The 12,931-nt window shown below is 67.3% G+C and carries 12 protein-coding genes; 10 read left to right on the top strand and 2 right to left on the bottom strand.

The annotated features are described in order from the left end of the window. Window positions 1-69 precede the first annotated feature (69 nt). Genes hemC through AC1DS6_RS20045 form a run of 3 tightly spaced genes read left to right on the top strand, consistent with a single transcriptional unit; the run spans window position 70 to window position 4,461 of the window. Window positions 70-1,074 (top strand): hydroxymethylbilane synthase, encoded by a 1,005-nt coding sequence (gene hemC, locus AC1DS6_RS20055; RefSeq protein ID WP_441624975.1) that lies wholly within the window; start codon window positions 70-72, stop codon window positions 1,072-1,074. Between the two features lie 9 nt (window positions 1,075-1,083). Continuing rightward, complete coding sequence (hemDX, locus tag AC1DS6_RS20050) at window positions 1,084-3,267, top strand: fused uroporphyrinogen-III synthase HemD/membrane protein HemX (RefSeq protein ID WP_441624973.1); 2,184 nt, start codon at window positions 1,084-1,086, stop codon at window positions 3,265-3,267. 3 nt (window positions 3,268-3,270) lie between these two features. Continuing rightward, complete coding sequence (locus AC1DS6_RS20045; protein WP_045235965.1) at window positions 3,271-4,461, top strand: heme biosynthesis protein HemY; 1,191 nt, start codon at window positions 3,271-3,273, stop codon at window positions 4,459-4,461. A 114-nt stretch (window positions 4,462-4,575) separates the two neighbouring features. Here AC1DS6_RS20045 and AC1DS6_RS20040 read toward each other — a convergent pair whose 3' ends face one another. Beyond that, window positions 4,576-6,090, bottom strand: a complete 1,515-nt coding sequence (locus AC1DS6_RS20040) for a cryptochrome/photolyase family protein (protein WP_441625020.1) — start codon at window positions 6,088-6,090, stop codon at window positions 4,576-4,578. A gap of 184 nt (window positions 6,091-6,274) precedes the next feature. On the opposite strand from AC1DS6_RS20040, the gene AC1DS6_RS20035 reads away from it, so the two are divergent. The 7 genes from AC1DS6_RS20035 (at window position 6,275) to AC1DS6_RS20005 (ending at window position 11,946) form a co-directional block, all read left to right on the top strand. Then, window positions 6,275-6,982: a pseudouridine synthase gene (locus AC1DS6_RS20035; protein ID WP_441625018.1), complete on the top strand. Its 708-nt coding sequence runs from the start codon at window positions 6,275-6,277 to the stop codon at window positions 6,980-6,982. 105 nt (window positions 6,983-7,087) lie between these two features. Next, on the top strand, window positions 7,088-7,660 hold the full coding sequence (locus AC1DS6_RS20030) for a YqgE/AlgH family protein (protein ID WP_035863791.1): 573 nt from the start codon (window positions 7,088-7,090) through the stop codon (window positions 7,658-7,660). Next, window positions 7,653-8,090, top strand: coding sequence for a Holliday junction resolvase RuvX (gene ruvX / locus AC1DS6_RS20025; RefSeq protein WP_441624971.1), 438 nt, complete (start codon window positions 7,653-7,655; stop codon window positions 8,088-8,090). Before AC1DS6_RS20030 ends, ruvX begins: the two co-directional genes overlap by 8 nt. Beyond that, window positions 8,087-8,614, top strand: a complete 528-nt coding sequence (gene pyrR / locus AC1DS6_RS20020) for a bifunctional pyr operon transcriptional regulator/uracil phosphoribosyltransferase PyrR (RefSeq protein ID WP_441624969.1) — start codon at window positions 8,087-8,089, stop codon at window positions 8,612-8,614. The genes ruvX and pyrR overlap by 4 nt, the downstream gene beginning before the upstream one ends. Window positions 8,615-8,715: 101 nt before the next feature. Further along, entirely contained in the window at window positions 8,716-9,687 is a 972-nt protein-coding gene (locus tag AC1DS6_RS20015) for an aspartate carbamoyltransferase catalytic subunit (protein ID WP_276286380.1), read from the top strand. Between the two features lie 71 nt (window positions 9,688-9,758). Continuing rightward, window positions 9,759-11,033: a dihydroorotase gene (locus AC1DS6_RS20010; RefSeq protein WP_441624967.1), complete on the top strand. Its 1,275-nt coding sequence runs from the start codon at window positions 9,759-9,761 to the stop codon at window positions 11,031-11,033. Window positions 11,034-11,097: 64 nt separating this feature from the next. After that, window positions 11,098-11,946, top strand: coding sequence for a lysophospholipid acyltransferase family protein (locus AC1DS6_RS20005; protein ID WP_441624965.1), 849 nt, complete (start codon window positions 11,098-11,100; stop codon window positions 11,944-11,946). Between the two features lie 24 nt (window positions 11,947-11,970). Here the strand turns inward: AC1DS6_RS20005 and AC1DS6_RS20000 are convergent, their stop codons facing one another. After that, a complete protein-coding gene (locus AC1DS6_RS20000; RefSeq protein ID WP_441624963.1) occupies window positions 11,971-12,807 on the bottom strand; it encodes a symmetrical bis(5'-nucleosyl)-tetraphosphatase in 837 nt (278 codons plus the stop codon). Window positions 12,808-12,931: the final 124 nt, after the last annotated feature.

Raw genomic sequence — 12,931 nt, 5'->3', positions numbered from 1 at the left:
GTCGTCTCTTATTTAATGTGTGCTGTCTATTGGCCCGGAGCCGCTTGGGGTGCGTGCTAACATTCGCGGATGCAAGCATCCGTTCCCCCGTCTTCCTCCAGCGCCGCACCGCGCAAGCTAGTCATCGCCTCCCGCGAAAGCCGTCTGGCTATGTGGCAGGCCGAGCATGTGCGTGCTGCGTTGCAACAATACTATCCCGCGTGCGATGTGTCCATTCTCGGAATGACTACGCGCGGAGATCAGATTCTAGACCGTACCTTGTCCAAAGTCGGCGGCAAGGGCCTGTTCGTAAAGGAACTCGAGATCGCGATGGCCGAAGGCCGCGCCGACCTCGCCGTGCACTCCCTGAAAGATGTGCCGATGGAGTTACCTGAAGGCTTTGCCCTGGCCGCCATCATGGAACGCGAGGATCCGCGCGACGCGCTGGTTTCGGCCCGCTTCGGCTCGCTCGAAGCCATGCCAGCGGGTACCGTGGTCGGCACTTCCAGCCTGCGCCGCGAGGCCGCGCTGCGCACCCGCTACCCGCATCTTGTGATCCAGCCGCTGCGTGGCAATCTCGACACCCGGCTCGGCAAGCTCGATCGCGGCGATTATGGGGCCATCATCCTGGCCGCCGCCGGCCTCAAGCGCCTGGGCCTGGGCGATCGCATCCGCGCCGTGCTCGATCCCGTCAGTTCGCTGCCGGCCGCCGGGCAGGGGGCACTTGGCATCGAGATTCCGGCCGGGCGTCCCGAGCTGGCCGCCTGGCTGGCGCCACTCAACCATGCGCCCAGCGCGCTGGCCGTTACCGCCGAGCGCGCCGTGTCGCGCATGCTGGGCGGTTCCTGCCAGGTGCCGTTGGCAGCCCACGCAAGCTGGGATGGCGCAACGCTGAAGATCGAGGCCTTCGTGGCGTTGCCCGACGGCAGCCGCTGCGTGCGGGCCCGGTCCGAAGCGGTGGTCGAGGGTGCCGATGCACCCCACCAGGCGGAAGCGCTCGGCAAGGCCGTCGCCCAGGATCTGCTGGGACAAGGCGCAGCCGAGATCCTGGCGACGCTGGCGGATCCCGCCTCCCATCAAGCTCCTCCTGCCTGAGACCGGCCCATGCCCCGCCCGACTGTCGTTGTAACACGACCCGCCGGGCAGTCCCGGCAACTCACCGAGGCCTTGTCGGCCGCGGGCCTGGACGTGCTTGGCTTTCCCCTGCTGGCGATCGGCCCCGCGGCCGACGATGCACCCTTGCGCGCGGCGCTGGCGCAACTGGCGGACTTTGCGCTGGTGGTCTTCGTCAGCCCCAATGCGGTGGCTTTCGCGCTCGACGCGCTGGCCCAGATTCAGGACAAGCCCGTACCGCAATGGCCTGAATCCGTGCCGGTGGCCGTGGTCGGCCCAGCCAGCGTGGCCGCACTGGCCGAGCGTGGCATTGCCGCGCCTGCCTGCCGGGTGATCGCGCCCGCCGGCTGCACGACCGGCCATGAGGCCGACAACGGTGATGCCGCCAATGGTGGCGAAGGCGCCGAAGCCCGCTTCGATTCCGAGGCGCTGTGGCAGCAACTCGAGGCCCAGCTTGACGCCGGCGCCCTGCAAGGGCGCCAGGTCTTGATCATCCGTGGCAACGGGGGACGCGACTGGCTGGCCGAACGCCTGCGCGGCGCGGGCGCCGAGGTGCGCGCGGTCGAGGCCTACCAGCGCTCCGTCCCCACGCCCGGCAGCATGCAATGGCAGGCCGTGCGCGACGGCCTCAAGCCGGGCGCGCCGCCGCAGGCGTGGCTGCTGACCAGTTCCGAGGCGGTGCGCAATCTCGATGAAATGGCGCGCCAGGCACTGAGCCCGCAAGAACTGGCTTGCCTGCGCCAGGTGCAGTGCATCGCGCCCCATGCGAGAATCGCCGAACAGGCCCAGGCCCTGGGGTTCTCGCACCTGCTGCGCGCGGCGCCGGGGGACGATGGTCTGCTGGCGGCTTGCCGCCAGTGGGCGCAGGCGCATGCCGGTCCGCCGGAGCCGATGCCCGCGCCACCGGTCGCCCCGGCGCCAGTCCCGGCCGTGGCACCGCCGCCGGTGCTTGCGCCGGACCCGCAAATCAATCCACCGCCCGCAACGTCAACGAAGGTCGATCGCGTGACGCAAGACAATACCGCTCCTCCCGCCTCCAGTCCGCCCCCCGCGGCTGGCGCCCCGCTGCCCGTCCGCGGCACGCCTCGCATCAACCCGTGGTGGGTGCTGCTGCTCCTGTTGATCCTCGCCATTGGTGGCGGGTTCTGGTGGTTGCAGCAGCGCGTCGACCACCTGACCCAGGAGTTGGCGCGGCGCCAGCAGAGCAACGATGCGCTGGTGCAGGAAACCCGCGTGCTGTCGCGCAATGCGCAGGAAACCGTGAAGGAGTTGCAGGCCAAGGTTGGCGCGCTGGACGGGCAGGTGGGCGAGGCGCGCGACAAGCAAGCCGCGCTGGAGCAGGTCTACCAGGACCTGATGCGCAACCGTGACGATTGGGAGATCGCGGAGATCCAGCAACTGCTGACCAACGCGGGCCAGCAACTGCAGCTGACAGGCAATGTGCAGGTCGCGCTGGCGGCGCTGCAAAGCGCCGATACGCGCCTGGCGCGCACTGACAAGCCGCAATACAATCTGCTGCGCCGGGCCATCGCACGCGATGTGGCGCGCATGAAAGCCGTGCCGGATACCGACCTGACTGGCGCCGCCATCAAGCTCGACGAAGCCATCAACCAGATCGACACGCTGCCACTGCTGTCGAGCGAGCGCATGCTCGAGCGCAGCGAAGCCGATGCGCGCAAATCGGACGCAAAGGCGGAGGTGGCCGAAAAAGCGGAAAAAACCGATAAGGCCGATACGGCCGCAAAGCCAGCCACCGGCAAGGGCGCCAGGAATGCCGCCAAGGCCGAGCCGGCACCGGCCGGCAACACGGTCGGCAAATGGTTTGGCGGCCTGTGGGCCAGCGTGCGCGACGAGTTGATGCAGGTTATCCGCATCCGGCGCGTGGACGATGCCCAGGCCTTGCTGCTGACCGGCGACCAGGGCTGGTTCCTGCGCGAGAACGTCAAGCTGCGCCTGCTCAATGCGAGGCTGGCGCTGCTGTCGCGCAACGAACCGGTGTTCCGCAATGACCTGGCGGCCGCGCAAGCCATGCTGGGGCGCTATTTCGACACCAAGTCGCGCCGCGTTCAGGCCGCGCTGACCCTGCTCAAGCAGGCCCAGGCTGGTGCCGTCACGGTGCAGTTGCCGACCATGGCGGAAAGCCTCGGCGCGCTGCAGGCGCTCAAGAAGGAGTAGCGCATGCGGCTTCTTTTCTGGGTGGCTATCCTGTTTGGCGGCGCGGTCGGGCTGGCGCTATTCACGCAATTCAACCAAAGCAACGTGGTCCTGTTCTACCCGCCTTACCGGGTCGAACTCTCGCTGAACCTGGCACTGGCGCTGCTGCTGCTGACGTTCTTCGTGGTCTGGACCATCCTCACCACCGTGCGGCACCTGTCCGAGATGCCGGCGCGCGCCGCCGCGTATCGCGAGCGCAGCCGCATGAACCGGGCGCAGGCCGCCTTGCGCGAGGCGATCGAGAACCTCTTCGCCGGCCGTTTCGCCCGCGCCGAACGCACCGCGCGTGAAGCCCAGGCCTGGCCCGAGCAGGCCCAGACCGCGGCGCTGATCGGCGCGCGCGCGGCACACCGCATGCAGGAAACCGAGCGGCGCGATGCCTGGATGGCGCAGGTGACCGATCCCGAGCGCGAACAGGCGCGGCTGGTGTCGATGGCCGAGTTGTTGGTCGACGCGCGCGATGCCGACGGCGCGCTGGAAACCATCGCCCAACTGCAGGCGCAGGGCGCGCGCCAGATCCACGTGCAGCGTATCGCGCTGCGGGCTCACCAGCACCTGAAGAACTGGACCGAAGTCCTGCGCCTGGCGCGCTCGCTGGAAAAGCGCAATGCGCTGCATCCGGTGCTGGCGCTGCGTCTCAAGCAGATGGCCTGCGAAGCCCTGTTGGAAGAGCGCCGCCACGACGGCGACGCGCTGCATGATTTCTGGCGCTCGTTATCGACCGACGAACGGCGTGCGGCCCGCATCGCCGAACCCGCGGCGCGCTATTTCGCTGCGCTGGGCCGGCAGGATGAGGCGCGCAAGATTGTGGAGGATGCGCTCAAGGCCAACTGGGATAGCCGGCTGGTATTGCGCTACGCGGAGTGCGCCGAGCCGGGACGTGCGCTGCCGCAGATCCAGCAGGCGGAGAAATGGCTGGCGCAGCATCCGGTTGATGCGGACCTTTACTTCACGCTGGGTGTGCTTTGCCTTGGAGAGAAGCTGTGGGGCAAGGCGCAGTCGAGTTTTGAGCGGGCCTTGCGCTATGCGGATGTGGATTCGCAGCGCCGGCTGCGGGTCCGGGCGCATCTGGCGCTGGCCAAGATGTTTGAGGAAACCGAGCGGCCCGACGAGGCGCAGAAGCACTATCGGGAGAGTGCGATTCTGGCGGCGTGAGGGTTGGGTTGGGGGTGTTCCTCCCCTCTCCCTGAGGGGAGAGGGAGAGACCGCCGTCGTCATGGCAGATGGTTTTGGCCCAGCCAGTCGGCTTCGTTCCGCGTCGCGGGTTTTTCAGGCCGTCCCAATCCTGGCCTTTTCCTTCACCACCGCATACCGCGCCAATGTCTCCTTCCGGGCAACGTCATGCTGGACGATGGGCCGCGGGTAGTGTTCCCCGAGCCTGACACCGGCCGCCAGCAGCACGTCCTCCGAAGCCGTCCACGGCGCATGTATGTACTTGTCCGGCAATCGCGCCAGTTGCGGCAGGTACTTCCGGATGAACCGTCCCTGCGGATCGAACTTTTCCGATTGCGTGGTCGGGTTGAAGATCCGGAAGTAGGGCTGGGCATCGCAGCCCGTGGACGCGGCCCATTGCCAGCCGCCGTTGTTCGCCGAGAAATCGAAGTCGTTCAGCTGGTCGGCAAAGTACTGCTCCCCTCGCCGCCAGTCCACACCCAGATCCTTGACCAGGAAACTCGCCGCCACCATCCGCAGCCGGTTGTGCATGTAACCGCTTTGCCGGATCTGCAGCATGGCCGCATCCACCAGCGGATAGCCGGTCCGCGCGTCGCACCAGGCCTGGAAATAGCGCTCGCCGGTCTCGCCGCCGAGCCAGCGGATGGCGTCATAGGGTGCGTGGAAGGCATGGCCCGCGGCAACGCGCGGATGGTGGTGCAGGATCATGAAATAAAAATCCCGCCAGATCAGTTCCGATAGCCAGGTAGCGGCGCCCGCGCTTTCCGCGCCGCCGCGCAGCGTGGCAGCGTGGGCGGCGCGGGCCAGCGTCCGGATCGACAGGGTGCCAAAGCGCAGGTGGACCGACAGGTAGCTCGGGCCGCGCAGGGCGGGGAAGTCGCGCCGGCGCGCGTAGTCGCCCATGCGGCCGCAGAACTCGTCGAATAGCGCGTGGGCGCCGGCGCTGCCGGCGGGCATGGCGATCTCGGCGAGGTTGGAGGGAGCGAATCCCAGTGACGCCAGTGCAGGCAGCGGCCGCGCATACGGCCGGGGTACGGGAGCCAGCGTTTTCAGATATGGCTCGACCGGATAGGGCTTGAGGTCGAACGGCAGCAGCGCCTTGAGCCAGGCGTTCTTATAGGGCGTGAATACCGAGAACGGCTTGCCCTGGCCGGTCAGGATCTCATCCCGCTCGAAGATCACCTGGTCCTTGAAGGTGAAGAAGGCGCAGGACTGGTCCGCGAGCGTTTGCCGCACCTCGGCATCGCGGGCCTGCGCGGCGGGTTCGTAGTCGTGGTTGGCGAACACGGCTTCGGCGCCCAGTTCGGCCGCCAGCGCGGGAACGGCCTTGCGCGCGTGGTCGTGCAGCACGATCAGGCCGCCGCCAGCGGCGCGCAGGGCGGCATCGAGGGGTGCCAGCGAGGCGAGGATGAATGCCACCCGGCGGTCGGCGGCCAGGCCGCGTGCCAGCAGCGGATCCAGGATCTCGCGGTCGAATACGAACACGCACCATACCTGGCGGCAGTGCTTGAGGGCATAATGCAGCGCCGCGTGATCGTCGGCGCGCAGGTCGCGCCGGAACCAGGCCAGCCCGCGCGCGAACCGCCGGTCGATCCGGTAGGGCTGGCGCATATCGGCGGTGGGCGAGGGCAAGATCGGACGCTCCGGAAACGGGTGGAAGAAGCCTGTTACCCTACCATACCGGCAGGGGTGCGCCGCACCGCGGACAGCCCCCCGGCAAACCGGGCAGAGGCGCCGTTCCGGCGGCGCCGCACCAGTAATCCAGAATTCAGATATCAAGAAGCAAGCCATGGCCATGACACTCGACCGCATCCTTCAATCCCAGGGCTTCGGGACCCGCCGCTATTGCGGCGACCTGATCGGCGCCGGCCTGGTGGAGGTCGACGGCGTCCTGTGCGAGGATCCGGCCGCAAAGTTCGAAGTCGACGGACTGCGCCTGACCGTGGACGGCGAGGAGTGGATCGGCCACACCAAGGCCTATCTGCTGCTGAACAAGCCGGTGGGCTACGAATGCTCGCAACGGCCGCGCCACCATCCCAGCGTGTATAACCTGCTGCCGGTGCCGTTGCGCCAGCGCGAGGTGCAGGCGGTGGGGCGGCTGGACCAGGACACCACCGGCCTGCTGCTGCTGTCGGACGACGGCCAGTTCATCCATGCCCAGACTTCGCCCAAGAAGAAGGTACCCAAGGTCTACGAAGTGACAACAGCCGAGCCGGTCACCCAGGCGCAGGTCGATGCCCTGCTGGCGGGCGTGAAGCTGGACGACGAACCCGTGTCGATCGCTGCCGCCGCCTGCGAGGCCACCAGCGAGCGCAGCCTGCGCCTCAGCCTGACCGAAGGCAAATACCATCAGGTCAAGCGGATGGTGGCCGCGGCCGGCAACCATGTGGAAGCCCTGCACCGCAGCGCCATCGGCGGGCTCGTGCTGGAGCCGACGCTGGCGCTGGGCGAGTGGCGCTGGCTCACGCAGGAAGACCTGGCCGCGCTCACGCGCAAGGAGTAGGGAACAGGGCCGGCAGGAAAGCGCACCGGGAAGCGTCGGGATGCTGCAATGCGGCATCCGCGAATCTTTTCCGGAAGGATGGCAACGATTTGATAAAATGCAGGGATGGCGACGCTGGAAGCCCCAATCAATCTCACCAATCAGTTCCTGATTGCCATGCCCGGCATGGCAGACCCGACTTTTTCGGGTTCCGTCGTCTACTTGTGCGAGCACAATGACCGCGGCGCGCTGGGCCTGGTGATCAATCGGCCTATCGATATCGATATGGCCACCTTGTTCGACAAGATCGACCTCAAGCTGGAGATCCAGCCGGTGGCGCAGCAGCCCGTCTACTTCGGCGGGCCGGTGCAGACCGAGCGGGGCTTCGTGCTGCACGATCCGGTCGGCATCTACGTCTCGTCCCTGGCCGTGCCGGGCGGACTGGAGATGACCACCTCAAAGGACGTGCTGGAGGCCGTGGCCAACGGCAGCGGCCCGCACCGCTTCCTGCTCACGCTCGGCTATGCCGGCTGGGGCGCGGGGCAGCTCGAGGAAGAACTCAGCCGCAACGGCTGGCTGACTGTCCAGGCCGATCCCGAAATCATCTTCAGCGTGCCGCCCGAGGAACGCTTTGCCGCCGCCATCCGCCTGCTGGGCATCGATTTCACCATGCTCTCGGGCGAGGCCGGGCATGCCTGAGGCGGGGGCGGCGCCAGCGCCGCGCCCGCTGCCCACCGACGGCACCGTCCTGGCATTCGATTACGGCGAAAAAAAGATCGGCGTCGCGCTTGGCAACTTTGTCACGCGCGAGGCCCGTGCGCTTGTCATCATCCCCAACATCACCGTGGAAGGCCGCTTCGAGGCCGTGACCGCGCTCGTCAAGGAATGGGCGCCGGTGCAACTGGTGGTGGGCATGCCGGTCAACCCGGACGGCACCGAGCAGCCATCGATGCGGCTCGCGCGCCGCTTTGGCAATCAGCTGCACGGCCGCTTCGGGCTGCCGGTGGAGTGGGTGGACGAGCGCTACACGTCGATCGCCGCCGAGATGGCCGGCGCCCGCAAGGGCGCGCTCGACGCCGAAGCCGCCAGCATCATCCTGCAACAGTACTTCGACCAGCATCCGCTATGACCCAGACTTCCTCTCCCGACGCCGAGGCGCTCTACCATGCGCTGCGTGACCAGGTGCAGGCCGCGCTGCCCGCCGCCGAACGCGCGCAATGGTCGGTAGCCGGCATCTACTCCGGCGGCGCCTGGATTGCCGAGCGGCTCGCCGCGGACCTGCAACTGGCGGCCCACGGCGTCATTAACGTCGCCTTCCACCGCGACGACTATGCCAAGAAGGGCCTGCATAGCCAGGCCCAGCCGACCACGCTGCCCTTCGACGTGCAGGACCGCAAGATCCTGCTGATCGACGATGTGCTGGCCACCGGCCGCACCATCCGCGCCGCCGTCAACGAATTGTTCGACTATGGCCGCCCCGCGCGCGTGGCGCTGGCGGTACTGGTCGATCGCGGCGGGCGCGAGCTGCCGGCGGCCGCCGATTTCGTCGCCGCGCACGTCGACCTGCCGCCCGGGACCACGCTGGTCCTGTCGCACGAGGGTACCGGCGCGGACATGCGCTTTGCCTTTGCCAACGAGGCCACCGGCAACTAAGCCTGCCCAGCCAGACACGCGCCCGGCGCCCCGGTAACGGGGCGCCAGAAACACACGCTCCAGACCAGTCAATCGCCACCGCCCGGCCCTTTCTACCTGCCATGATCAAGACGTTCCGCAACCCGCAACTGACCAAGAACGGCGAGCTCAAGCATTTGCTTTCGATCGAGGGCTTGTCGCGCGAGATGGTCGCGCACATCCTCGACACTGCCAGCCAGTTCGTCTCGCTGTCCGACTCGGACCGCGATGTGAAGAAGGTGCCGCTGTTGCGCGGCAAAAGCGTGTTCAACCTGTTCTTCGAGAACTCCACACGCACCCGCACCACCTTCGAGATCGCCGCCAAGCGGCTATCGGCGGACGTGCTGAACCTGAACATCAACGCCTCGTCCACCAGCAAGGGCGAATCGCTGCTCGACACCATCAACAACCTGTCGGCGATGTCGGCCGACATGTTCGTGGTGCGCCACGCCAGTTCCGGCGCACCCTACCTGATCGCCGAGCATGTCGCGCCGCATGTGCATGTCATCAACGCCGGCGACGGCCGTCACGCGCACCCCACGCAGGGGCTGCTCGACATGTACACCATCCGCCATTACAAGAAGGACTTCACCAACCTGACGGTCGCGATCGTGGGAGACATCCTGCACTCCCGCGTGGCGCGCTCCGACATCCATGCGCTGACCACGCTGGGCGTGCCTGAAGTGCGCGCCATCGGCCCGCGCACGCTGCTGCCCTCGGGGCTGGAGCAGATGGGTGTGCGCGTCTTCCACAATATGGAAGAGGGGCTCAAGGGCGTGGACGTGGTGATCATGCTGCGCCTGCAGAACGAGCGCATGAGCGGGGCGCTGCTGCCGTCGGCGCAGGAGTACTTCAAGGCCTACGGCCTGACGCCGGAGCGCCTGGCGCGGGCGAAGCCCGACGCCATCGTGATGCACCCGGGCCCGATGAACCGCGGCGTGGAGATCGACTCCGCCGTGGCGGACGGCCCGCAATCCGTGATTCTCAACCAGGTGACCTTCGGCATTGCGGTACGCATGGCCGTGATGGGCATCGTGGCCGGAAACCACGACTGATAGCGAGCGCCCGGCCGACAAGGTCCAGGCAAGCCAGAACAACCGAATACAAGCCAAGCAAGCGACACGATATGAAGATCCACATCAAGGGCGGCCGCCTGATCGACCCGGCCGCGAACGTCGATGCGCAGCAAGACCTTTACATCGCCGCCGGCAAGGTCGTCGGCGTGGGCAGCGCGCCGGCGGATTTCCATGCCAACAAGACCATCGACGCGACCGGGCTGATCGTCTGCCCCGGCCTGGTCGACCTCTCCGCGCGCCTGCGCGAGCCCGGCTATGAATACAAGGCCACGCTGGAATCCGAAGTGGCGGCAGCCACCGCCGGCGGCGTGACCAGCCTGGTCTGCCCGCCCGATACCGACCCCGTGCTCGACGAGCCCGGCCTGGTCGAAATGCTCAAGTACCGCGCCCGCACGCTCAACCAGACCCACGTCTACCCGCTGGGCGCGCTGACGCTGGGCCTGAAGGGCGAGACGCTGACCGAGATGTCGCAACTGACCGAGGCCGGCTGCATCGGCTTCTCGCAGGCCGAGGCGCCGATCCGGAATACCCAGGTGCTGCTGCGCGCGCTGCAGTACGCGCAGACCTTCGGCTTCTCGGTATGGCTGCGCCCGGAAGATCCCTACCTCGGGGGCGGCGTGGCCGCCAGCGGCGCGGTGGCATCGCGCCTGGGCCTGTCCGGCATGTCGGTGATTGCCGAGACAGTGCGCCTGCACACCATCTTCGAGCTGATGCGCAGCAGTGGCGCGCGCGTGCACCTGTGCCGGCTGTCCTCGGCCGCCGGCATCGAACTGGTGCGCCAGGCCAAGCGCGAAGGCCTCGCGGTGAGTTGCGACGTCAACATCCATCACGTGTCGCTGACCGACATGGATATCGGCTACTTCAACTCGCAGATGCGCTTCTCGCCGCCGCTGCGCAGCGCGCGTGATCGCGACGCCATCGTGGCAGGTCTTGCCGACGGCACCATCGACGCCCTGTGCTCGGACCACACCCCGGTGGACGACGATGAAAAACTGCTGCCCTTCGCCGAGGCCTCCCCCGGCGCCACCGGGCTGGAGCTGCTGCTGCCACTGACGCTGCGCTGGGCCGAGGAGCACAAGGTCCCGCTGTCCAAGGCGCTGGCCCGCATCACCGCCGAACCGGCCCGCGTGCTGGGCCTGGCGGCCGGCACGCTGAGCGCGGGCAGCGCTGCCGATATCTGCATCTTCCATCCCGAGCAGGAGTGGAAGGTCGAGCGGCGCGCTCTCAAGAGCCAGGGCAAGAATTCGCCGTGGCTGGGCTACGAGATGCGCGGCCGCGTGCGTGCCACGCTGGTCGGCGGCCACGTCGTCTACGAACTGCACTGAGCGTCATGCCGGGCCGAGTGGACACGGGCAAGACGATTCACGCAGGCCCGCCGGCGGGGATTGCATGATCTGGCTACGGAAAACCGCTTTGATCCTGCACCTGCTGCGCGGCCTGGTCACCTGCGCCGTGCTGTTCCCGTGGCTGGGTGTCGAGTCGCGCCAGTGGCATATCCGGCGCTGGTCGCGCCGGCTGCTGGGGATCTGCGGGATCACGGTCGAGGTGCAGGGGCTGCAGCCTGGGCAGGCGCCGCCGCATGGCGCCATGGTGGTTTGCAACCACATTTCGTGGCTGGACATCTACGTCATCAACAGCTGGCAGCCCGTGCGCTTCGTGGCCAAATCGGAGATCCGCGACTGGCCCGTGATCGGCTGGCTGTGCGCGCAGACCGGCACCATCTTTATCGAACGTGCGCGCAAGCGCGATGCGCACCGCGTACTGCATGCGATTACCGACGTGATGCTGCAGGGCGACCTGGTTTGCGTGTTTCCCGAGGGGACGACCACGGATGGCGCCAGCGTGCTGCCCTTCCACGCCAACCTGATGCAGGCGCCGATCTCGGGTGGGCTGCCCGTGCAGCCGGTCGGGTTGGCCTACCTGGATGCCGCGACCGGCCAGCCGACCACCGCACCGGCATATATCGGCGACCTGACCCTGCTGCAGACACTTGACGCCATCTTGCGGGCGCCGCCGATCATCGCCAGGCTGTGCTTCGCGCCAGCCCTGACCGCCACCAGCGCCAGCCGGCGCGAGCTGGCCGAGGCCGCCCGGGAAGTGGTAACCCACCTGAGTCAGGGTGCGCAACAACATGCCGCCGAGCTGGCGGGGCAGGTCAATGGCGGCGCTGGCAACAAACGTGCCTTCGGTGAAGTGGGTGAGGGGGCGGGTTCACCCGAGCCGGCTGCCACGCCGTAAGCCAGCCCGTGCGCGGCCGCTGGCTCAGGCGAGCGGATCGCAGTATTGCGGGCAGTCCACCTGGATCAGCGAGCGCTGCGCCGGATCCGTCGCCAGCCGCGCCGCCGTGAGCTTGCCGCCCCAGACGCAGCCCGTGTCCAGCGCCATGAGGTTGGGGCGCATCACCAGCCCAAGCGTGGACCAGTGTCCGCAAACCACGGTGGTGTCTTCGGTCAGGCGGCCGGGGACGTCGAACCAGGGCATATGGCCCGTGGGCGTGCCGCCGGGACCTTCCTTGCTCTTCAGGTCCATCACCCCTTCCGCGCTGCAGAAGCGCAGGCGGGTGAGGGCATTGACCACGACGCGGTGACGTTCGATGCCGCGCAGGCCTGCATCCCATCGAACTGCCGCGTTCCCGAAGATGTCGGCCAGGAAAGCCTTCCAGTTGGGACCGCGCAGCGCTTGCTCCACTTCGGACGCCAGCTCCATGGTCTGCTCGGCCGTCCACTGCGGCAGTACGCCGGCGTGCACAAGCAGGAAACCGTTTTCACGGATGGCCAATGGGCGGTGCCTTAGCCATGTGAGCAATTCATCGCAATCCGGGGCTTCAAGAATGTCGTCCAGGGTGTCGCTGCGGCCGCGCTTGCGTACACCGGCGGCCACGGCCAGCAGGTGGATATCATGATTGCCGAGCACGGATTCGGCGCGCTCGCCAAGCTGACGGACCAGGCGCAGCGTGCGCGCCGAGGCCGGGCCGCGGTTGACCAGGTCGCCTACGAAGCGGAGCTGGCTGTCGGCCGGCAAGCGCTGAAAAAGGAGTTCGTCAAGCGAACCCGCGCAACCCTGGAGGTCGCCTACAGCAAAATGATGCGTATTGTTCACAAAAATAAATTGCCTGAATGATCACACATGTAAACTGATCCGAATTGGCAACATTGTGCGGAAATTTTCGATGGGACGTTACAACAGGCTACAAAAAGATGCCTGTTCCGGGTAAGGCCCTGCC

It is taken from the genome of Cupriavidus sp. 05L310, from assembly GCF_056398185.1.
Note: the sequence above shows the minus strand (reverse complement) of the source record. Positions and strands in the feature narration are given on the sequence as shown.

Coding starts and splice junctions, on each gene's coding strand:
- hemC (WP_441624975.1), top strand. CDS start 70: ATGCAAGCATCCGTTCCCCCGTCTTCCTCCAGCGCCGCACCGCGCAAG.
- hemDX (WP_441624973.1), top strand. CDS start 1,084: ATGCCCCGCCCGACTGTCGTTGTAACACGACCCGCCGGGCAGTCCCGG.
- AC1DS6_RS20045 (WP_045235965.1), top strand. CDS start 3,271: ATGCGGCTTCTTTTCTGGGTGGCTATCCTGTTTGGCGGCGCGGTCGGG.
- AC1DS6_RS20040 (WP_441625020.1), bottom strand. CDS start 6,090: ATGCGCCAGCCCTACCGGATCGACCGGCGGTTCGCGCGCGGGCTGGCC.
- AC1DS6_RS20035 (WP_441625018.1), top strand. CDS start 6,275: ATGACACTCGACCGCATCCTTCAATCCCAGGGCTTCGGGACCCGCCGC.
- AC1DS6_RS20030 (WP_035863791.1), top strand. CDS start 7,088: ATGGCGACGCTGGAAGCCCCAATCAATCTCACCAATCAGTTCCTGATT.
- ruvX (WP_441624971.1), top strand. CDS start 7,653: ATGCCTGAGGCGGGGGCGGCGCCAGCGCCGCGCCCGCTGCCCACCGAC.
- pyrR (WP_441624969.1), top strand. CDS start 8,087: ATGACCCAGACTTCCTCTCCCGACGCCGAGGCGCTCTACCATGCGCTG.
- AC1DS6_RS20015 (WP_276286380.1), top strand. CDS start 8,716: ATGATCAAGACGTTCCGCAACCCGCAACTGACCAAGAACGGCGAGCTC.
- AC1DS6_RS20010 (WP_441624967.1), top strand. CDS start 9,759: ATGAAGATCCACATCAAGGGCGGCCGCCTGATCGACCCGGCCGCGAAC.
- AC1DS6_RS20005 (WP_441624965.1), top strand. CDS start 11,098: ATGATCTGGCTACGGAAAACCGCTTTGATCCTGCACCTGCTGCGCGGC.